Below are 19,998 nucleotides of genomic sequence, written 5' to 3'. Positions count from 1 at the left end.
GAATTACCTTGCGGTTCGGACACACAGGCGGCGAACTGCCTCAGACCGGAAACAGCATGGCGAAGAACAACATCGCCATACCGGCCGCCATCATCGCTTGGCCTATGCTGCCCGGCAACCTGGACTGGGTCGCCTCCTGCCGCCGCTCCATGACAAACCTGCATGCCCAGAAAACCGCCGCAACCGCGAAGCCGACCGTACCGATCCAGTTCACCGCGCTGAACCAGATGGGTGACCCGCTATTCGGCGGCATGTTCATCGCAGTCATGTCCATAGCCGGCATTGACCCATCCGGCTCGGTGGCGTATTCGGTGCACGAGCGGACAGGGAGCAAACGAGGATTCATGGCGGCATACATCCAGGCTGTGGCCAGCATCATCAAGCCGTGATATCCGTACAGTCCACGCGTAGCGGTCCCGCGGACCGCAACGACGGCCGTCGCCCCAAACCACACGGCCGCCAGCAAGAAAAATACCGCAGGTCCCGTCGTCGGAACCCGCGCGCCCCACGGCCAGGCCATCACCGCCATCGCAACGGCCATTGCGAAATGCAACCCGTGGTTGACGATCAACGTCCACGGTCGGCGTTTGGCGATGATTGCCAGACCACATTCGGCGGCGGTCAGCACGAACAGGCCGGTAACCACCCAACGAAGCATCAGGTCATGGATCATGCGGTTCGGCCGTCGCGGCCGAAGCGGCGTAACCGCAGTGAGTTGGTCACCACGCTGACCGAGGAGAACCCCATCGCCGCGCCCGCCACGACCGGGTTCAGCGCGCCCAGCGCGGCCAGTGGGATCGCGGCGGTGTTGTAGCCGAAGGCCCAGCCGAGATTCTGGTAGATGGTGCGCAGGGTCTGCCTGGAGAGTTCGATCGCGCGCACGACACCATCGAGCCGGCCGGACATTAGCGTGATGTCGGAGGCCTCGATGGCCACGTCGGTACCGGTGCCGATCGCAATGCCCAGATCGGCTTGTACCAAGGCGGGCGCGTCGTTGACGCCGTCACCCACCATCGCGACCACCCGGCCCTGGTCCTGCAGCCGCCGAACCTCAGCTACCTTGTCCTGCGGCAACACCTCGGCCAGCACCTTCTCGATGCCGACCTGCTTGGCGATCGCGGCAGCCGTGCGGGCGTTGTCGCCGGTGATCATGGCTACCTGTAGCCCCATGGCGTGCAGCCGACCGACCACGTCCGCGGCGTCGTCTTTGACCGTGTCCGCTACCGCGAGCACACCCACAACCTGGCCGTCTTGGCCGACGAACACCGCGGTGCGGCCGCGCTCTTCCTGCTCCACGGCCGCCGCAGCGAGGTGGTCGGGCAGAACCAAATGTTGTTCGTCGACGAGCTTGCGCCGTCCGACCACCACCGGCCCGCCGTTGACCTGCGCCCGCACCCCGTGCCCGGCGACGGCGGTGAACGCATTGGCGGCCGGTATCGCCAACCCGCGCTCGTGTGCAGCGGCAACGATCGCCGCACCGATGGGGTGTTCGGAGCCCGATTCGACCGCGGCGGCGAGCCGCAGCACCTGATTAGGCTGGCGCCGCTGGCCGGCAATCACATCGGTCACCCGCATCCGGGCGCGGGTGAGGGTGCCGGTCTTGTCGAACACCACGGTGTCGATCTTCTTCGACGCTTCCAGCACCTCGCCTCCCTTGACCAGGATCCCCAGTTCGGCGCCCCGGCCGGTGCCGACCATGATGGCCGTGGGGGTAGCCAGGCCCAACGCACACGGGCACGCGATGATCAGCACCGCGACCGCGGCGGTCATACCAGCCACCGGGTTGGCGGCGATCAGTGTCCATCCCGCAAAGGTCGCGACGGCAACGCCGATGACGGCCGGGACAAACACCGCCGAAACCCGGTCGGCCAGCCGCTGCACCGGCGCCTTGTCGCCCTGTGCCTGCTCGACCAGTCGCACAATCTGCGCCAGCGCGGTGTCTGCCCCGACGGCGGTGGCGCGCACGGTCAACAGCCCGTCGAGGTTGACCGTTGCGCCGGCAACGCGGTCACCCGCCGTCTTCTCGACCGGGACGGATTCGCCGGTGAGCATCGACTCGTCGACGGCGGCGCGCCCATCGGTGACCTCACCGTCGACCGGGATCTTCTCTCCGGGCCGCACCCGCACCAGGTCTCCGACTTGGACCTGATCGACCGGCACCAGGAGCTCTTGGCCGTCGACAAGCAGCGTGGCTTCCTTGGCGCCCAGCTCCAGCAGCTTGCTGATCGCCTCGGACGCTTTTCCGGTTGCTCTGGCCTCGAGATGGCGGCCCAACACCACGAACGCGATGATCAGCGCCGAGGTGTCGAAGAACAGAGGTCCACCGGCAAACAACTGATACGTGGAGTAGACAAACGCGGTCAGCGTACCCAGCGCGATCAGCGTGTCCATGTTCGAGGTCAACGCCCGCGCCTGTTGCACCGCCCCCCGCAGAATCGGCCACCCGGCCACGAATTGCACCGGCAGCGTCGCGGCGAAGGCCAGCCACCCCGCCCACGGGTAAGCACCGAAGAACATTGACGAACCCAGCGCCAGTAGCCCCAACGGCAAGGCCAACCACACCCGCGGCAACCACGTCCGCCGCTCGCGCCGGTTCTGCTCGCCCGGCCACGAGGCGCTCCCGCGGACCGGCCCGCGCGGGCGGCCGCCGCAACGCGACGCCTTCAGGGGCTTGTCGACGCCCGGCGGGCGACTTAGCATGCGGCGGATCCCGCCGGTGATTTTCCGCACCACGCCCACGCCGCGCACACCCGCTGAGTGCGGGGCACGGGCGGGCACCAATTCTGCCGGGACGTGCTGCGCTTTGGTGATCGCCGACAGCACGGCGGCGGTGTCACCGAGCTCTGGCGAGTACCAGATCACCACCGACGCTGTTCGCGGATAGGCGTGCACGGCGTGCACCCCGGTCACTTGGGAGACCGTCTCCTCAATCGCGACGGCCCGAACCGCATCGACATTGAACCCGGTGACGCACACGCGCATCCGCCCCGACGCGTTGGAGACCACCTTCAGCGAGACGTCGGTGTCAGAAAGAACGTCAGTGGTCATGACCGTCGTCCGAACCCGCCACCGCCAGTGGTGGAACTTCTTCCCCGGCGCGCTCGCTGGCTTCGGCTAGCACGTCGGCGAACATCAGTCGAGCTTGCTCGGCGCTCTCCCCGGCCTTGCGCTCGGCTTCACGTGCTAAGCGTATGCCCCAGGCGGCAACGGACACGGTTGCCGCCCGCAGCGGAGCCTTCACCACCATCTTGCGCAGCGCCTCATACGCCGCGACCCCCACCGCGCCGGTGACCACGGTGGGTACCGCCTTCGCTAGGAATCCATGCCACACCATCGCGGATGCTCCTTTCGTATGTCGTTGTCCCGAGAAACACCGGAGTCCGGCGCTCGTCACATGTTGCTGGCATCCGGCATCGGCTCCTCGGTGGCCGACTCGCCGACCGCGGCACCGCCGAGCCGCGCGTGTGGACCGGTCAGCGCCGGCGTGAATTTGACGGCATCAATGAGCTCTTCGATGGCCGCTTGCCCATGACCATCCAGCACCGCCGTGGAAAAGCACGTCTCCAAGTGGTTGTGCAGCATCACCCGGTTGGCCCGCTCCAGCGAGGACTGAACCGCTGAAATCTGCTTCATCACGTCCACGCAGTAGGCGTCGGACTCCAGCATCCGAACGATTCCGTCAAGATGGCCCCGAACCGTCTTCAGCCGGTTCAGCGCCGCGCGCTTCTTTGCGGTCAATTCCTTGCTCATGGCTTGCCCCTAATCCCTCACCCGTTCATGGTATCCCACCCCACTGGGGGTGGGCTACCCAAGGAGTCGAACCTGGCAACATTTGCAGTTTCGCCAACACCTCTTGAAGCAAATTCTTGACGTCGTAGGCTCGTGGACGATGAGCAACTCGGCGCAGCGTGACGCGAGGAACTCGCGCGACGAGTCCGCGCGTGCGTCGGACACCGACCGGATACAGATTACGCAGTTGCTGGCCTACGCGGCCGAGCAGGGCCGCCTGCAGCTGACCGATTATGAAGACCGGCTGGCGCGGGCCTATGCGGCAACCACCTACCAGGAGCTGGATCGGCTGCGGGCCGATCTGCCGGGGCGGCGATAGGCCCGCGCAGGGGTGGCGAATGCAATCCGGCGCCGTCCACGCTGCTGCTGGCGCTACTGGGCGGATTCGAACGACGCGGCCGCTGGAACGTGCCGAAGAAGCTGACCACGTTCACCTTGTGGGGCAGCGGGGTGCTGGATCTGCGCTACGCCGACTTCACCTCGACCGAGGTGGACATCCGTGCGTACTCGATCATGGGGGCGCAGACAATTCTGCTGCCACCCGAAGTCAACGTGGAGATCCACGGTCACCGAGTGATGGGCGGCTTCGACCGCAAGGTGGTCGGGGAGGGCACCCGTGGCGCGCCGACGGTGAGGATCCGCGGCTTCTCGCTGTGGGGTGATGTGGGCATCAAGCGCAAACCCCGCAAGCCACGCAAATAGCCGCAAATAGCAAGGTGCGCCGCCCGGTCAGCTCGATGCGGGTGAATCGCCCGCAATGTGCTCGTGTGCCATACTCCGCCGAAAGTTTGGTTCGTGTGGAAGCGAGTTGGTATGGCAGAACGTTGCGGGCGATTCCTGAAGTCCTGTCCCAGGTCGGTTATCAGCAGGCTGACCACGGCGAGTCTTTGCTGACGTCACACCACTGCTGCCTGGGTGCGGCCGAAGGGGCGCGGCCGGGATGGGTCGGTTCGTCGGCGGGCGCGCTGTCGGGATTGCTGGATAGCTGGGCGGAGGCCAGCACCGCCCACGCGGCCCGCATCGGGGACCATTCTTACGGCATGCATCTGGCCGCGGTCGGGTTCGCCGAGATGGAGGAACACAACGCCGCGGCACTGGCCGCGGTTTATCCAACAGGCGGTGGAAGCGCCCGATGCGACGGCGTTGACGTTAGCTGACATTGAGCGCTGGGATCCCACAGCGATCAGGACGGTGTTCAGGCCGCGATCGACCGCGCGCACGGCACACGCACCGCATCGGCGGCGCTGCGTGACACCATGGGGCTGCTCGGCTTTGGCGGTGCGGCCGCCGAGGCGGCACAGGTAGCAACCCATCACACAACGGTGCTGCTCGATCACCATGCCGGCGCGTGTGAAGCGGTCGCGCGGGCCGCGGAAAAGGCGGCCGAGGAGGTCGCCGCGATCAAGATGCGGCTACAAGTGATCCGCGATGCCGCGCGTGAGCATCACCTGACGATCGCTTACGCGACCGGTACGGCGTTGCCACCACCCGACTTGTCGTCGTATTCCCCGGCCGATCAGCAGGCCATCCTCAACACCGCAATCCGGAGGGCATCAAACGTCTGCTGGCCGACGCCGAGACCGCCGATGAGGATCTGGCCGCGGCGATTCGATGCGCCGCCGGGGACTTGTCGCGCGAGCAGGTCAATGCCCAACTCAGCCATGCGCCACCCACAATGCCGCAGATGCCGCCGCCGGACAGCGACCCTGAGGAGGTCAAGCGGTGGTGGCATTCGCTGACCCCGGGCCAGCAGGATCGGGTCAAGCAATGGTTCCCCAATACCCTGCGTAATCGCGACGGCATTCCCATCGCCGTTCGCAACGAACTGAATCTTTCAGTGCTGCAACGAGAACTCACCCGGCTGCAGAACGGCTGGTTGAGCAGAGATGGAGTCTGGCACACCGACACCGACAAGCTGGCGGATCTGCGAGCGTTGCGGGATACTCTGGCAGCCCATCCCGGCACCAGCCTCATTCTGTTGGACACCGCCAGTGACCCGCGAAAGGTGTTGGCGGCTGTGGGAGTTGGCGACGTCGACAACGCCGAACGCGTCGGCGTCACGATGGGCGGCCTGAACACGCGGGTGAGTTCGAGCGTTGGGGACATGGTCAAGGAAGCTGGAATTCAGCGCGCAAAGGCAGCCGAACTGAGGGAACGAGCCGGATGGCCAAATTACGATGCGGTGGCATCCATTGCGTGGCTGGGCTATGACGCGCCGGACGGCCTCAAAGACGTGATGCACGACTGGTCGGCTCGCGATGCCGCGGGGCCGTTGAACCGCTTCGACAAAGGCTTGGCCGCTACCACGAATGTCAGCGATCAGCACATCACCGCGTTCGGGCATTCCTACGGATCCCTGGTAACCAGTCTGGCGCTGCAGCAGGGGGCACCGGTCAGCGACGTCGTTTTGTACGGTTCACCGGGCACCGAGCTCACGCACGCGTCGCAGCTGGGCGTTGAGCCAGGGCATGCCTTCTACATGATCGGCGTCAACGACCATGTCGCCAATACCATCCCCGAATTCGGCGCATTCGGCTCCGCACCCCAGGACGTACCCGGCATGACACAACTGTCGGTCAACACCGGTTTGGCGCCCGGCCCGCTCTTGGGCGACGGCCAACTTCACGAGCGAGCATAAGGACACTCTGAGTACGCGCGTAACGGAGACAATGATCAGCTTCGGATGAGTGGTTACAACTTGGCCGCCGTGCTGGCGGGATTGCCCGACGACCTCATCAAACCCCCTGTGCTGCCGCCACCGACGCCCAGTGGGCCCGGCCCGTTCGGATTGCCAATACCCAACCCGAACTATCACCCATGAAGCGAACATCCCGCAGCCTGACCGCGGCGCTCCTCGGCATCGCCGCACTGCTGGCCGGGTGTATCAAACCCAATACGTTCGACCCTTACGCCAATCCCGGGCGGGGCGAGCTGGACCGCCGGCAGAAAATCGTCAACGGACGACCCGATCTTGAGACAGTCCAGCAGCAGCTCGCCAACCTCGACGCCACCATCAGGGCGATGATCGCGAAATATTCACCGCAGACCCGGTTCTCAACAGGCGTCACAGTGAGCCATCTCACCAACGGCTGCAACGACCCGTTCACCCGCACCATCGGTCGACAAGAGGCAAGCGAGTTATTCTTTGGCCGTCCAGCGCCCACTCCGCAGCAATGGCTGCAAATTGTCACCGAGCTAGCCCCGGTGTTCAAGGCGGCGGGTTTTCGGCCCAACAACTCCGTACCCGGCGACCCGCCACAGCCGCTGGGCGCCCCGAATTACTCTCAAATCCGCGATGACGGCGTCACGATAAACCTCGTCAATGGCGACAACCGCGGCCCACTCGGCTACTCCTACAACACCGGTTGCCATCTCCCGGCCGCCTGGCGCACCGCGCCGCCACCGCTGAACATGCGACCGGCCAACGACCCCGACGTGCACTACCCGTACCTGTACGGATCCCCCGGCGGCCGAACCCGCGACGCCTACTGACGCAGAACCCCACGTCGATCAGTGCAAGACCGCATCGGCAGCCACGTAGACAAGGCCAAGCGCCAACAACCCAACAAAAGGCCATCCGATCACGACGTTGCCTCGCGACGAGTTGCGAACCATGACCACCAAGGTGAGCAGCAAGACCGCGCCAACTCCGATCCACATGGTGACCATGGCCGGGAACACGTGATAGCTTGCGTCGCAAGCTGAGTCGTGACAACCATCGGTGGCCATCGCGAAGAATAAGGAGAACCAAACCGCAAACCCGCCGACAAAAGCCAGGGCCGCATACACGAGGTAGCCGACGATGTTCCAGGCTACCGTTACCCGGGATGAGATCATCCACTGCGAGGGCACGCGCACAGTGTCTCACAAACTGGGATGTGCCGCGCACGGCGTTGTTGTCGCATTTCGACGAGACGAACCGCCGACGGCGCCCCGCGCTTCCCTTGTGTCAACAGGACCTATCGCGTTGTGATATACGGATCCTCGAACATCCGTGCCACGGCTACCTGGGCACAACGGTAATCGGACACTGGGCTTGGCCGGTGTCGCTGAGCCGCAGATCCGCTGTGACGAGCGCACAGTTCAGGGCTTCCGCCAAGGCCACATAGCTGGCGTCGTATGCCGACAGGTTCGCGCGGATTTCCCAGATACGCTCGAAAAGGCCCACCACCGGATAACGCGTCACCGCGAGGCGGCGCCACGTTTGGAGGGCCCACCGTCCGTCGGCCGCGCCCAGCCGATCCCGCTGCGCTAGCCTGCGGAGCCCGCTCGCGATTTCCGAATCGACCAGATGCGGGACATGCAGGCGCTCGGCAGCGATCAATTGTCGAGCTTGTCCATCGTTGAGCAGCGCGGCCAGCGCGGCCGAGGCGTCAACGACGATCATCGACCGGCGCGCTCGGCGTCGATACCACCGATCAGTTCGGTCGTGTCGATGCCGATATCGGGCAAGTCCCCAAGAAGCGCCGGATTGTCGGCGCGGCGAGAAGCCTCGGTGAGCTCACGCACAGCAACCGCGGACACCGACGTCTTGGCGAGTTCGGCGAGGCGCTCGAGTCGCTCGACCACGTCGTCCGGCACATTGCGCAGATACAGCGTCTTCATCGCACTATGTTAGCATATTGCTAGCACGATGCTAGCACCATGATTGCAACAAACTAGCGCCGCCGGAAGCGCAGGTAGTCGCCCACCACCGCCGCGCCCAGCCCGTCGAGATCGGGCACCACCACGCGGCCCTGCACCCGTCGCGCAACCTGGTCAATGAACCGAGCCAGACCGGGGTCACTGCCCAACCGGAAGATCGTCACCTGCGCACCCAGCCGCGCCATGTCGTCAAACCCGCGCACGGTGTGGGCGATGGTGCGCGGATGGGGCGGGTAATCAAAGAACACCGACGTACCGTCGCCGTCGAAGTCCTCCAGGTGGGCGGTCGGCTCGCCGTCGGTCACCACCAGCACCACGGGCTGGGCGCCTGCGTGCCGGCGCAGGTGCCGGCCGGCCAGCGCGAGCGCATGGTGCAGGTTGGTGCCCTGCTCGTAGACACCCGCCAACCCCGTCAGCTCGGCCGCCGTCACCGTGCGGGCGTAGCGCCCAAACGCGATGATCTGCAAGGCATCCGAGCGGAACCGGGTGCACACCAGGTGGTGCAGCGCCAGCGCCGTGCGCTTCATCGGCAACCAGCGATTCTCCATCACCATCGAAAACGAGGTGTCCACCAACAACGCAACAGCGGCCTGGGTGCGCGTTTCGGTCTCGGCGACCTCGACATCCTCGACGGTGATCCGGATGCGGTCATGCACGGCCGCGGCTTGGCGCAGCACGGCATTGGTCAGCGTGCGGGCGACGTGCCACGGCTCGGTGTCGCCGAACTGCCAGGGCCGCGTCGCACCGGTCAGCTCGCCCGCGGCGCCGGCACGCCGGTGATCACGCTCGCCGTGGCGCCCGGAAAGTTGTTGCGCCACATCGCGTAACGCCGTTTCGCCGAGGCGGCGCATGGCCTTCGGCGAGAGCCGCCACTGGCCGTCGGAACCGCGGTCCAGGAAGCCCTGATTGACCAGCGCGCGTTCCAATTCAGCCAGCGTCCGGGCGCCGACGGCGGCCTGGTCGCCGAGCTGACGGGCCAGCGCGTCCAGGTCGACATCGTCCATGCTGGCGCCCGGATAGCTCTGCGACAGCTGCTCGGCCAGCTGCTCCAGCTCGGCAATGTCGGCCAGCGCCTGGGTGCCTTCCCCCATGCCGAACGGATTATCACCGGAGAACTGCTGCGAGCCGGTCCAGTCTTCGCCGGGACGGGCGGCCTGCAGATGCGCATCCAAACGGTCCAGCGCCCGCATCAACGCCGGAGAGCCAAATGCCTGCTGCGCCAACGCGTCCAGCTCGTCCCGCTGTTCCTGGCTCAGGCTGTTGCGGAACCGCTGCGCGGCGGCGGCTCGCTTGGCCAGCGAGTCCAGCAGCTCCTCGACGTTGCGCGGGTTCTCCGGGAAGAACTCGCCGTGCTTGGTCATGAACTCGTCGAAGTCCCGCTGCGTATCTTCACCGCGGGCGTGCTTATCCAACAGGTCGTTGAGGTCGTCGAGCATCTCGGTGACCCGCCGGCGATCGTCGTCGGTGGCACCGGCAAGCGCCTGCTTCATGCCGGCAAAGCGTTGGTCGAGCAGCTCACGGCCGAGCAAATCCTTGATCTGCTCATACTTTTCGCGGGCCTGCCCGCTGCGCCAGCGGTATTCGGCCAGCTCCTGTACTGCCTTGGCCGGCGAGGCCGGAAGCGCGTCCAGCTGCAGCTCGGCGAAGCGGGCGTCGTCGTCTAGCGCGCGGGCCAGCTCCTTGCGTTCGGCCAGCACGGCCTCGTCGAGCAGCTTCTTGATCTCCTGCAAGGTGCCATCTAAGTTGTTGCGGCGCAACAACTCCCGTCGGCGGCGGTTCACCTCGGCCGCCAGCCGGTCGGCGCCGGTCAGGTTCCTGGTGCCCCGCCGCAGCAGCTCGGACAGCGCCCGGCGCGGCGAGGCGCCCGCCATGACGTCTTGGCCAATCTGTTCCAGCGCATCCCGCAGATCCACCGGCGGGGCCAGCGGGTCGGGCCCGCCGGTGTACGCCGAGTAGCGTAGCGAGTGCCGTCGTGACGATCGCAAGCGCGGCGAAGCCGGGCGCAGCGGGTCGTCACCATCAGACTTAGCCATAGACGGTCTGGCCCTCCCCGCAGACCTTGTCAACGCGCTTGGCCAGGTATAGCGCCTCCAACGCCAGTTCCAGTGCCGCGGCACGCTCCCCCTCGGATTCGGCGCCCAGCTTGCGCGCGATCCTGTCCACCACCGGCAGGCCCGGCACCGCCGCCAGCACATCCTTGGCCGAGACCCGCTCGCCCGTCGTCACCGCCGAACCGCCCTCGACCGCGGTCACCAACGAGCCAACGTCGATACCGCCCAGCACCCGGGACGCGGTATCGGCGGTGGCGCGACGCAACAGATGCTCGAGCACCGCCTGTTCGCGGCCCTCCTCGCCGGACTCGAATTCCAGCTTGCCGCGCAGCACGTCGATCACCGTGCCCAAATCGACCACCCGGGCCACCGGGTCTGTCTCCCCCAGCACCGCCCCGCGGTGCCGGGCGGCAGCCGCCACGGTTTCGGCCGCTGCGATGGCAAACCGCGCCGACACCCCGGAGCGCTGATCGATCGAGCGGGATTCTCGCAGGTAACGGGCAAACCGCGCGAGCACCTGCATCAGGTAGTCGGGCACCTGTGCACTCAGGTGCGCCTCCTGGACGATGACGCCCATCTCCGCCTCCAGCTCCAGTGGGTAGTGGGTGCGGATCTCGGCGCCGAACCGGTCCTTGATGGGCGTGATGATGCGGCCACGGTTGGTGTAGTCCTCGGGGTTGGCGCTGGCGACCACCAACACATCCAGCGGCAGCCGCAGCGTGTAGCCGCGGACCTGGATGTCGCGCTCCTCCATGACGTTGAGCATCGACACCTGGATGCGTTCGGCGAGGTCGGGCAGCTCGTTGACCGCGACGATGCCGCGGTGCGCCCGCGGGATGAGCCCGTAGGCGATGGTTTCGGGATCCCCGAGGCTGCGGCCCTCGGCAACCTTGATCGGGTCGACGTCGCCGACCAGGTCGGCGACGCTGGTGTCGGGGGTGGCCAGCTTCTCGGTGTAGCGCTCGCTGCGGTGCTTCCACGCCACCGGTAGGTCGTCGCCGAGCTGCGCGGCCCGCCGGATCGACTCCGGCGTGATCGGCGTGTAGGGGTGCTCGCCCAGTTCGGCGCCGGCGATCACCGGCGTCCACTCGTCCAGCAGACCCGCGAGTGCGCGCAGCAGCCGGGTCTTGCCCTGGCCGCGTTCGCCGAGCAGGACAAAGTCGTGACCGGCGATCAAGGCCCGCTCCACCTGGGGAATCACGGTGTCGTCGAAACCCAGGATGCCCGGCCAGACGTTGTCGCCGTCGGCCAGCGCGGTCAGCAGATTTTCCCGGATTTCCTGCTTGACCCCCCGTTCCCGATGACCGGCGGCACGCAGCTCGCCCACGGTGCGGGGCAGGTTACTGGGTGACATCACCGTTCCACGCTACGACGCCGTCTTTCTTCTGGCCACGAGAGTGAATGTCACGACGCGTTTCCGGCGTGTCACGTCGTGGATTTCACTGTCGCGGCCAGCGGCCTCAGTGCGCGAAGTGCCGCGCCCCGGTGAGATATAGGGTGACACCGGCCTTGGCCGCCGCTTCGGTCACTTCCTCGTCGCGCACCGAGCCACCGGGGTGGACGACCGCGGTGACCCCCGCGGCGGCCAACGTTTCCAGGCCGTCGGGAAAGGGGAAGAACGCATCCGAGGCTGCCACCGCGCCGCGAACCCGCTCGCCGCCGCGTTCGACGGCCAACCGGGCGGCGTCGACACGGTTGACCTGACCCATCCCGACGCCGACGGTGGCGCCGTCGGCAGCTATCACTATCGCGTTCGACTTGACCGCACGGCAGGCTCGCCACGCGAAGACCAGGTCGGTCAGCGTCGCGGGGTCCGCAGGTGACCCGGTCGCCAAGGTCCAGTTCGCCGGGTTGTCACCGTGCGCGTCAAGCTGGTCGCTCTGCTGTATCAGCAGTCCACCGCTGATCGGACGCAACTCGCTGCCACCGGCCAGTGGCTCGGCGGCTACCAGCACCCGGATGTTCTTCTTGCGGGCCAGCACATCGAGGGCCCCGGGGGCGTAGCCAGGCGCGACGATGACTTCGGTGAAGATGGTGCTCACATACTCGGCCATTTCGACACTGACCTCGGTATTGGCGGCGATGACCCCGCCGTAGGCGCTCAGCGGATCGCATTCGTGAGCCTTGCGATGCGCGTCGGCGACCGAAACGGACGAGATTGCGATGCCGCACGGGTTGGCGTGCTTGATGATCGCCACGCACGTTTGTTCGTGGTCGAAGGCGGCCCGCCAGGCTGCGTCCGCATCGGTGAAGTTGTTGTAGGACATGTCTTTTCCGTGCAGTTGCTCGGCCTGGGCCAGCCCCGGCCAGGCGGTGGGGTCGCCGTAGAGAGCGGCCTGTTGGTGCGGGTTCTCGCCGTAGCGCAGCATCGCCACGCGGCGCCAGCTTCGGCCGAACCACTGCGGAAAGGCGGCAACAGGATGTTCGGGCGCTAGGGTCTGTTGCATCCAGCTCGCGACGGCGATGTCGTACTCGGCTATATGCTGAAACGCTAACGACGCCAGCCTTTTGCGCTCGGCGAGGGTGAATCCGCCGGCGCGCAGTGCGGCAAGCACGCCATGGTACCCAAGCGGATCGGTGACCACCGCCGCGCTGGGATGGTTTTTGGCGGCGGCCCGCACCATCGCCGGCCCGCCGATATCAATCTGCTCGACGCAGTCGTCGACACTGGCGCCGGATTCGACGGTCTGGCTGAACGGATACAAGTTGACTACAACGAGTTCGAAAGCCTCGATCCCGAGTTGCTCGAGGGCCGCGGCGTGCTCGGACTTGCGCAGGTCAGCCAGCAGCCCGGCATGCACTCGCGGGTGCAGTGTCTTGACCCGGCCATCGAGCACCTCGGGAAAGCCGGTCAGCTGCTCCACGGGGGTCACCGGAATCCCGGTGTCGGCAATGGTCTTGGCCGTTGACCCAGTCGAGATGATCTCGACGCCGGCCGCGCTCAGGCCCTGTGCCAGGTCTACCAGCCCGGTCTTGTCGTACACGCTGATCAGCGCACGGCGGATCGGCCGTCTTCCGTCGTCGGTGCTCATCCTATGGTTACCTTTCGTCCCATCGTCGCTGTTCGTCCGACCACCGTCACGCCGTGGGTGGCCAGTGCGGCCACCGCCGCTACCAACAGCCGTCGTTCGGTGACCTTGATTCGTTCATGCAAAGTCTCTTCGTCGTCACCGTCGAGCACCGGCACAGGTTGCTGCGCCAGTATTGGCCCGGTGTCCGTGCCAGCGTCTACCAGGTGCACCGTAGCGCCGGTGACCTTCACCCCGTAGGCCAGCGCGTCAGCGACACCGTGCGTGCCGGGGAAGGCCGGCAGCAGCGCCGGGTGGGTGTTGAGGGTGCGCCCGTAGAATCGTGAAAGGAACTGCGGTCCAAGGATTCTCATAAAGCCCGCAGAAACGACGAGGTCGGGCTCATGGGCTGCGGTGGCGGCGGTGATGGCGACGTCCCAGGCATCGCAACTGGGGTGGTCGGCGAGCCGAACGGTGAACACCGGCACCGATGCTTCCGCGGCGATTTCGGCGGCCCGGCATTCGCGATCCACACCAACGGCGACTACCCGTGCCGGGTAGTCGCCGACAGCGGCATCGAGTAGAGATCTCAGCAACGAACCGGTGCCAGACGCGAGTACTACCAGCCGCGCAGGTGCACTCGGGGGTACACGAAGCGGTTCCTGCACACGGCGAGCCTAGTCTGGCTCCTCAAAGCGTGTGAGCACCACCAGCCTGCATCCCAGTGCAGACTCAGTACCGTGAGTAAAGGCCTCAGACAGTTGCGGCCTCACCAACCGCAGATTAGTCGGCCCGCGGCGGCGGTTCGTCGGACAAGGGCAGCGCCTCGTCGTCGGCAGTAGGGGCCTTGAGGCCGTTGGCGATGTCGTCGTGGCTAGGCGGGACGTCTTCCGCGACCGAAGCGGGCGGCTGCTCGCTCGCTGCCCCGTCGAACATGTCTACCGGTGGCGAAGATTCATCGGCGTCCAGCTCGACCGGCGGGGCCGGCCGGAGCCGCTTGGGGCGGCGGCTGATCCCGCCGGCAATCACCACCGTGACCCATCCTACGAACGTAAACCAGAAGAGCACGCCCAACACCAAGGCGCCCTCGTCCACGCCGACATCGCCGAAATTGCCCAGCCGGCCGCCACCGCCGTAACCCAGAACCGCCATTACCAATGCCCCGGCAACGGCAGCGACCAGCAGCTTGGCCATAGCCGCAACAAACGGCAGGGCGCGGCGGGCGCACTGCTGACCGACCGCCACACCCGACGAAGCACCCACAATGAGTAAGGCAACCCATGCCGGGCCGAGCGGCGGCGTCGGGGCCGCGGCCAGGATCGGCAGTGCCGGGATATCGCCGCCCAAAACTGCAAACGAACTGAACGTCGCGAAGCCAATGTGAGCACTGGACCCAACCGCGATGGCCGAGGTGCCGACGATGACGTTGGGTGCGTAAAGCACCGAAAGTACAGTGAGGCTGAACTGGCCGAATATCGAATCGGTGATCCCGTAGAGCTCTTGCATCGTCGCCCAATGCACAACCAGCGACCCCGCCGTCACCACGCCGGAAAGCCCGAGCAACGCCAGCACCCCAGCGGCGGCGGCACGCATCGAATCATGCAGCCAATCGGGCAGTGCCGTGGCGGCTAGCGCCCGTCGACCTACCCGGGACCACACCCCGGTCGCGGCCCCAACGGAATGCACAACCAGCACACTAGTGAACGCGCGCAGGGCGCTGGGCGTCTGCAGCTCGGTGACCACTGATGACGCGTCGTGAATGACCGCCAGGGCAATCGCCGCCATCAGCAGCGGTCCGCCCAGGGCCGACGCGACGACCCAGCGAACAACGAGCCCTGACGACTGTGGGGATGTGGCCCGCGCCGTGCTGCGCGCGGTGGCCCACACCATCAACAGGACCGGCAACAGCGGCATGACGCCCAGTGCGCGGCCACCGATCGAGATCGGCACCAGGTGCACGCCCAGCCACATGCTGGCGATGGCGCCCCACGCACCGGTCATGTCGCTATTGGCGATCAGCAATTGGAGCAGCGTCACCGCGGCGATGATGCCCAACGCCACCACACCTGGGCCGAACGCAACCCTGACGAGGTCGCGAGCTGGACGAGCGCCGGCCGCCCGATCGTCCGCGCTTGCTGACACCCTGTTCACTCTTCGCGCACACGCGCGACCGGACGCGGGAACGCCCGGCTAGACCGGCGCCCCCCCGGGGGACGACGACTGCTCGCCCCCGCTGGGGTTTGAATAGTTGACTGGAGCCGAACCAGCCTGCGACCCCGTCCCGGCACTGACCGGTGGCGGCGGGCTGAAGCTCGGAAAGCCGGTAGGTGGCGTGGATGGGCCCTGGTGCGATTGTTGCGACCCGGACTGCGCCGGCGGCTGGGCCGGGGGCTGAGCAGTGTATCCACTGCCCGATTGGCTCGGACTGGACGAATAGCCGCCGTACTGCGACCCATATCCGGGAGGCTGCGGAGACTGCTGCGGGCCGGGCGACTGCAGTCCCGCGGCCTGCTGAGCACCCTGCTGACCGTAGTACCCACCCGGCTGCACCCCGTACTGCCCGTACTGCCCGTACCGCCCGTACTGTCCATACGGGTCGAACTTGGGCCGCGGCGCCGGCGCGGTGATAGCGCCGGTCTCCACCAAGAGCGCCAGGACTGCCGCAACCGCCTGGAACACGATGAAAGCCAACACAACCCACAATGCCCAACCGGTCGAATAGGCGCTGGGCTTGTTAAACGTCGCCGAGACCATCAGAAATACGCCGAGTACCCCGAGCACCGCAACTACCGTCACATGGCTCTTGGCCTTAGGCACCAGAGCCACCCCGGCAAGCAGCGCAGCCAGCAGAGCCACCCCGACCGGCAGCCCAGTGTCACCGGACACTGCGCCATCACCTCCGCCGAGTTCGGTACTGAGGGTGAACATTGGGCCGAAGCTGGCGAAGTACGCAGCCAGGCCGAGCACTGCCACCGCGATGTTCAGGTACATCGGTAGCTTGCTCGCACCCTCATCGGCGTGGGCGAACGAGGGTGTGACGCCTCCGTAGGAGCCTGCGGGCTGCGCTTGCGGGTATCCGGGGTTACCCGGCGAGTAGGTCATGGCTCCTCCACTGGTGCAGTGCGACGCTGTGCTCCCGGCGACGCGATTCGATCAACCACGCTAGCGCACGTTCGGGTGCCGCTGCCGGAGCGACCGGCGCTCGCGACATTAACGACTGGACGGCCGCTTGCCCGGCGCAGGTGGAACACGTTCTAATTCGGTGCATGCACTACGGACTTGTGCTGTTCACCAGCGACCGCGGCATCACCCCGGCCGCGGCCGCCAGACTTGCTGAAAGCCACGGGTTTCGCACGTTTTACGTGCCCGAACACACCCACATCCCGGTCAAGCGCCAGGCGGCCCATCCGACGACGGGTGACGCTTCGCTGCCGGACGACCGCTATATGCGCACGTTGGACCCGTGGGTGAGCCTGGGAGCAGCATCGGCGGTGACGTCGCGGATCCGGCTTGCCACCGCGGTGGCGCTGCCGGTCGAGCATGATCCGATCACGCTGGCGAAAAGCATTGCGACGCTGGATCATTTGTCGCACGGCCGGGTCAGCGTCGGGGTCGGGTTCGGCTGGAACACCGACGAGCTCGTCGATCATGGTGTGCCACCCGGACGCCGCCGCACCATGCTGCGCGAATACCTCGAGGCGATGCGGGCGTTGTGGACCCAAGAGGAGGCCTGCTATGACGGCGAGTTCGTCAAGTTCGGACCTAGCTGGGCCTGGCCCAAGCCGGTGCAGCCGCACATCCCGGTGCTGGTAGGCGCTGCGGGGACGGAGAAGAACTTCAAGTGGATCGCGCGCAGCGCCGACGGCTGGATCACCACTCCACGCGACGTCGACATCGACGAGCCGGTGAAGTTACTGCAAGACATCTGGGCGGCCGCCGGCCGCGACGGGCTTCCACAGATCGTGGCCCTGGACGTCAAACCGGTGCCCGACAAGCTGGCGCGCTGGGCCGAGCTTGGCGTTACGGAGGTGCTGTTCGGTATGCCGGACAGGTCTGCAGACGACGCAGCCGCGTACGTGGAGCGGCTGGCCGCCAAGTTGGCCTGTTGCGTATAGGGCGAGCAGACGCATAAGCCCCCGACACGCCGAGCGTGCGGGGGCTTATGCGTCTGCTCGCCCTAGAGACTGAGCAAGATCTCCCGGGCCAGCGCCGCGGTCGCCGATGGGGTCTTGCCGACCTTCACACCGGCGGCCTCCAGGGCCTCTTGCTTGGCCGCCGCTGTGCCAGACGAGCCGGAGACGATGGCACCGGCGTGGCCCATCGTCTTGCCTTCGGGTGCGGTAAATCCGGCGACATAGCCGACGACCGGCTTGGACACGTTGGTCTTGATGAAGTCTGCGGCCCGCTCCTCGGCGTCACCACCGATCTCGCCGATCATCACGATGAGCTTGGTGTCCGGATCCTTCTCGAAGGCCTCGATGGCGTCGATGTGGGTAGTGCCAATCACCGGATCACCACCGATGCCGATCGCCGTGGAGAATCCAAGGTCGCGCAGTTCGAACATCATCTGGTAGGTCAACGTCCCCGACTTGGACACCAGACCAATTGGACCGGGTCCGGTGATGTTGGCCGGCGTGATACCGGCCAGCGACTGACCGGGACTGATAATGCCAGGACAGTTGGGGCCAATGATGCGGGTCTTGTGGCCAGCCTCGAGGTTGTAGGCCCAGGCATAGGCGGTGTCCTGCACCGGAATTCCCTCGGTGATCACAACCAACAGCGGAATTTCGGCGTCGATGGCCTCGATGATGGCGTCCTTGGCGAACGTCGGCGGCACGAAGATGATCGACACATCGGCGCCGGTCTTTTCCATCGCCTCCGCGACACTGCCGAACACCGGCAGCTTGATCAGCCGGCCGCCCTTATCCTCATGCGTGACGGTGGTGCCCGCTTTGCGTGCGTTCACACCGCCGACGATTTGCGTGCCCGCCCGCAGCATTCGCGCGGTATGGACGGTGGCCTCACTGCCGGTGATGCCCTGCACAATGACCTTGTTGTCCCTGCTCAGAAATATGGACATGTGAGTCATGGGTCCTTTCGCTCAGGCGCTCGCCAGCTCAGCGGCCTTGTCGGCGGCTTCGTCCATCGTCGCCACCAGTGTCACCAGGGGGTGGTTGGCCTCGGTCAGGATGCGACGGCCTTCCTCGACGTTGTTGCCGTCGAGCCGAACCACCAGCGGCTTGTTGGCTTCGTCACCCAGCATGCCCAGCGCCTTGACGATCCCGGTCGCCACCGCATCGCACGAGGTGATGCCACCGAAGACGTTGACGAACACGCTCTTGACCTGCTGGTCGCCCAGCACCACGTCCAGACCCGCGGCCATCACCTCGGCCGAAGCGCCGCCGCCGATATCCAGGAAGTTGGCCGGCTTGACTCCGCCGTGCTTCTCACCGGCATACGCGACGACGTCGAGAGTCGACATCACCAAGCCCGCGCCATTGCCGATGATCCCCACCTGACCGTCCAGCTTGACGTAGTTGAGGTCGTGCTCCTTGGCCTTCAACTCCAGTGGATCGGTGGCAGCTCGATCCTCGAACTCGGCATGGCCAGGCTGACGGAAATCGGCGTTGCCGTCGAGGGTGATCTTGGCATCCAGCGCGAGGATCTTGTGGTCAGGCGTCCGCACCAACGGGTTGACCTCAACCAGCGTCGCGTCCTCGGCGACGAAGAGCTCCCACAGCTTGGCGATGGTGACCGCTGCGGTGTCGAGCACCTCGGCCGGAAGATGACCCTGTTCGGCGATGGACCGCGCGAAATCTAGGTCAACGCCCTTGACGGCATTCACCGGGACTTTGGCGAGCCGCTCGGGTTTGGTGGCCGCTACCTCTTCGATCTCCATGCCGCCCTCCACCGAGCACATCGCCAGGTAGGTGCGGTTGGCCCGGTCGAGCAGGAAGGATAGGTAGTACTCCTCGGCGATATCGCTAGCCTCAGCGACCAGCAGTTTCTTGACGATGTGTCCTTTGATGTCCAGGCCGAGGATGTTCTTGGCGTGCTCGTACGCGTCTTGTGGGGTCGCGGCGTATTTGACGCCACCGGCCTTGCCCCGGCCGCCGATCTTGACCTGCGCTTTGACCATCACCGGACGCCCGATCTCCGTGGCGATAGCCTTGGCACCCTCGGCTGTGTCGGTCACCCGACCCGGCGTGCTGGGCACGTTGTGCTTGGCGAATAACTCCTTGGCTTGATACTCGAAAAGATCCATGGGCTCACCGTCTTCGCTCGGCTTACTGCTCGACCAATAGGTAGGCGGTGCCGAAATCGGCGACTCGCACGGAGAACTGTATCGAGACCGCCGATTAACTCCGCGGCCGCATCCACCCGGTGTGGCACAGCTCACCGATATGTTTGTCCAGCCGAAACGTGATCCAACTCACAATCACAGCCGAATTCCGCGCTGAAGTTGCCACTACCATCCGGTTGCGGATAACGTCTCAGGGTCCAGA

General features: G+C 66.0%; 21 protein-coding genes and 1 pseudogene. 7 read left to right on the top strand and 15 right to left on the bottom strand.

What is annotated here, in order from left to right:
* Positions 1-40: 40 nt before the first annotated feature.
* Genes FF952_RS05145 through csoR form a run of 4 tightly spaced genes read right to left on the bottom strand, consistent with a single transcriptional unit; the run spans position 41 to position 3,750 of the window.
* Positions 41-673: a DUF5134 domain-containing protein gene (locus FF952_RS05145; protein ID WP_003898666.1), complete on the bottom strand. Its 633-nt coding sequence runs from the start codon at positions 671-673 to the stop codon at positions 41-43.
* Entirely contained in the window at positions 670-2,982 is a 2,313-nt protein-coding gene (locus tag FF952_RS05140) for a copper-translocating P-type ATPase (protein WP_003404941.1), read from the bottom strand. Before FF952_RS05140 ends, FF952_RS05145 begins: the two co-directional genes overlap by 4 nt.
* 55 nt (positions 2,983-3,037) lie before the next feature.
* Positions 3,038-3,334: a DUF1490 family protein gene (locus tag FF952_RS05135; protein WP_003404939.1), complete on the bottom strand. Its 297-nt coding sequence runs from the start codon at positions 3,332-3,334 to the stop codon at positions 3,038-3,040.
* A 56-nt stretch (positions 3,335-3,390) separates the two neighbouring features.
* Entirely contained in the window at positions 3,391-3,750 is a 360-nt protein-coding gene (gene csoR / locus FF952_RS05130; protein WP_003404935.1) for a copper-sensing transcriptional repressor CsoR, read from the bottom strand.
* A 139-nt stretch (positions 3,751-3,889) separates the two neighbouring features.
* Between csoR and FF952_RS05125 the strand changes: the two are divergent.
* From FF952_RS05125 to FF952_RS05100, 6 genes and pseudogenes are all read left to right on the top strand, one after another.
* Positions 3,890-4,491, top strand: a pseudogene (locus FF952_RS05125) (DUF1707 SHOCT-like domain-containing protein).
* Positions 4,492-4,526: 35 nt separating this feature from the next.
* The gene (locus FF952_RS05120; protein ID WP_003404920.1) at positions 4,527-4,946 is read left to right on the top strand and encodes a hypothetical protein; all 420 of its coding nucleotides are present in this window, start codon (positions 4,527-4,529) and stop codon (positions 4,944-4,946) included.
* Positions 4,947-5,045: 99 nt separating this feature from the next.
* On the top strand, positions 5,046-5,528 hold the full coding sequence (locus FF952_RS20910) for an Rv0964c family protein (RefSeq protein ID WP_003900242.1): 483 nt from the start codon (positions 5,046-5,048) through the stop codon (positions 5,526-5,528).
* Entirely contained in the window at positions 5,474-6,427 is a 954-nt protein-coding gene (locus tag FF952_RS05110; RefSeq protein WP_003914276.1) for an alpha/beta hydrolase family protein, read from the top strand. The genes FF952_RS20910 and FF952_RS05110 overlap by 55 nt, the downstream gene beginning before the upstream one ends.
* Before the next feature lie 45 nt (positions 6,428-6,472).
* Positions 6,473-6,610, top strand: a complete 138-nt coding sequence (locus FF952_RS05105) for a hypothetical protein (RefSeq protein ID WP_015631236.1) — start codon at positions 6,473-6,475, stop codon at positions 6,608-6,610.
* Positions 6,607-7,281, top strand: coding sequence for an LppA family lipoprotein (locus FF952_RS05100; RefSeq protein ID WP_003898662.1), 675 nt, complete (start codon positions 6,607-6,609; stop codon positions 7,279-7,281). Before FF952_RS05105 ends, FF952_RS05100 begins: the two co-directional genes overlap by 4 nt.
* 18 nt (positions 7,282-7,299) lie before the next feature.
* Here FF952_RS05100 and FF952_RS05095 read toward each other — a convergent pair whose 3' ends face one another.
* The 9 genes from FF952_RS05095 to FF952_RS05055 form a co-directional block, all read right to left on the bottom strand.
* The gene (locus FF952_RS05095; protein ID WP_003404907.1) at positions 7,300-7,647 is read right to left on the bottom strand and encodes a hypothetical protein; all 348 of its coding nucleotides are present in this window, start codon (positions 7,645-7,647) and stop codon (positions 7,300-7,302) included.
* Between the two features lie 145 nt (positions 7,648-7,792).
* Positions 7,793-8,176, bottom strand: a complete 384-nt coding sequence (locus FF952_RS05090; RefSeq protein ID WP_003904515.1) for a type II toxin-antitoxin system VapC family toxin — start codon at positions 8,174-8,176, stop codon at positions 7,793-7,795.
* Positions 8,173-8,394, bottom strand: coding sequence for an antitoxin VapB9 (locus FF952_RS05085; RefSeq protein WP_003404898.1), 222 nt, complete (start codon positions 8,392-8,394; stop codon positions 8,173-8,175). The genes FF952_RS05090 and FF952_RS05085 overlap by 4 nt, the downstream gene beginning before the upstream one ends.
* Before the next feature lie 53 nt (positions 8,395-8,447).
* Entirely contained in the window at positions 8,448-10,466 is a 2,019-nt protein-coding gene (locus tag FF952_RS05080) for a vWA domain-containing protein (RefSeq protein ID WP_003904514.1), read from the bottom strand.
* Entirely contained in the window at positions 10,459-11,838 is a 1,380-nt protein-coding gene (locus FF952_RS05075) for a sigma 54-interacting transcriptional regulator (protein WP_003404892.1), read from the bottom strand. The genes FF952_RS05080 and FF952_RS05075 overlap by 8 nt, the downstream gene beginning before the upstream one ends.
* 106 nt (positions 11,839-11,944) lie before the next feature.
* Entirely contained in the window at positions 11,945-13,516 is a 1,572-nt protein-coding gene (purH, locus tag FF952_RS05070) for a bifunctional phosphoribosylaminoimidazolecarboxamide formyltransferase/IMP cyclohydrolase (RefSeq protein ID WP_003404890.1), read from the bottom strand.
* On the bottom strand, positions 13,513-14,160 hold the full coding sequence (gene purN, locus FF952_RS05065; RefSeq protein ID WP_003904513.1) for a phosphoribosylglycinamide formyltransferase: 648 nt from the start codon (positions 14,158-14,160) through the stop codon (positions 13,513-13,515). The genes purH and purN overlap by 4 nt, the downstream gene beginning before the upstream one ends.
* Before the next feature lie 115 nt (positions 14,161-14,275).
* Positions 14,276-15,643, bottom strand: coding sequence for a cell division protein PerM (locus FF952_RS05060; protein WP_003901049.1), 1,368 nt, complete (start codon positions 15,641-15,643; stop codon positions 14,276-14,278).
* Between the two features lie 39 nt (positions 15,644-15,682).
* Positions 15,683-16,594, bottom strand: coding sequence for a DUF5336 domain-containing protein (locus tag FF952_RS05055; protein ID WP_003404875.1), 912 nt, complete (start codon positions 16,592-16,594; stop codon positions 15,683-15,685).
* A 164-nt stretch (positions 16,595-16,758) separates the two neighbouring features.
* On the opposite strand from FF952_RS05055, the gene FF952_RS05050 reads away from it, so the two are divergent.
* Positions 16,759-17,607: an LLM class F420-dependent oxidoreductase gene (locus FF952_RS05050; RefSeq protein WP_003404873.1), complete on the top strand. Its 849-nt coding sequence runs from the start codon at positions 16,759-16,761 to the stop codon at positions 17,605-17,607.
* Between the two features lie 62 nt (positions 17,608-17,669).
* On the opposite strand, the gene sucD is transcribed toward FF952_RS05050, so the two are convergent.
* Positions 17,670-18,572: a succinate--CoA ligase subunit alpha gene (gene sucD, locus FF952_RS05045; RefSeq protein ID WP_003404870.1), complete on the bottom strand. Its 903-nt coding sequence runs from the start codon at positions 18,570-18,572 to the stop codon at positions 17,670-17,672.
* A gap of 21 nt (positions 18,573-18,593) precedes the next feature.
* On the bottom strand, positions 18,594-19,757 hold the full coding sequence (gene sucC / locus FF952_RS05040; protein WP_003898659.1) for an ADP-forming succinate--CoA ligase subunit beta: 1,164 nt from the start codon (positions 19,755-19,757) through the stop codon (positions 18,594-18,596).
* Positions 19,758-19,998 lie beyond the last annotated feature (241 nt).

Source organism: Mycobacterium tuberculosis complex sp. N0072 (assembly GCF_030323725.1).
GTDB classification, from domain to species: domain Bacteria; phylum Actinomycetota; class Actinomycetes; order Mycobacteriales; family Mycobacteriaceae; genus Mycobacterium; species Mycobacterium tuberculosis.
This window is presented reverse-complemented; position numbering and strand designations above follow the sequence as displayed.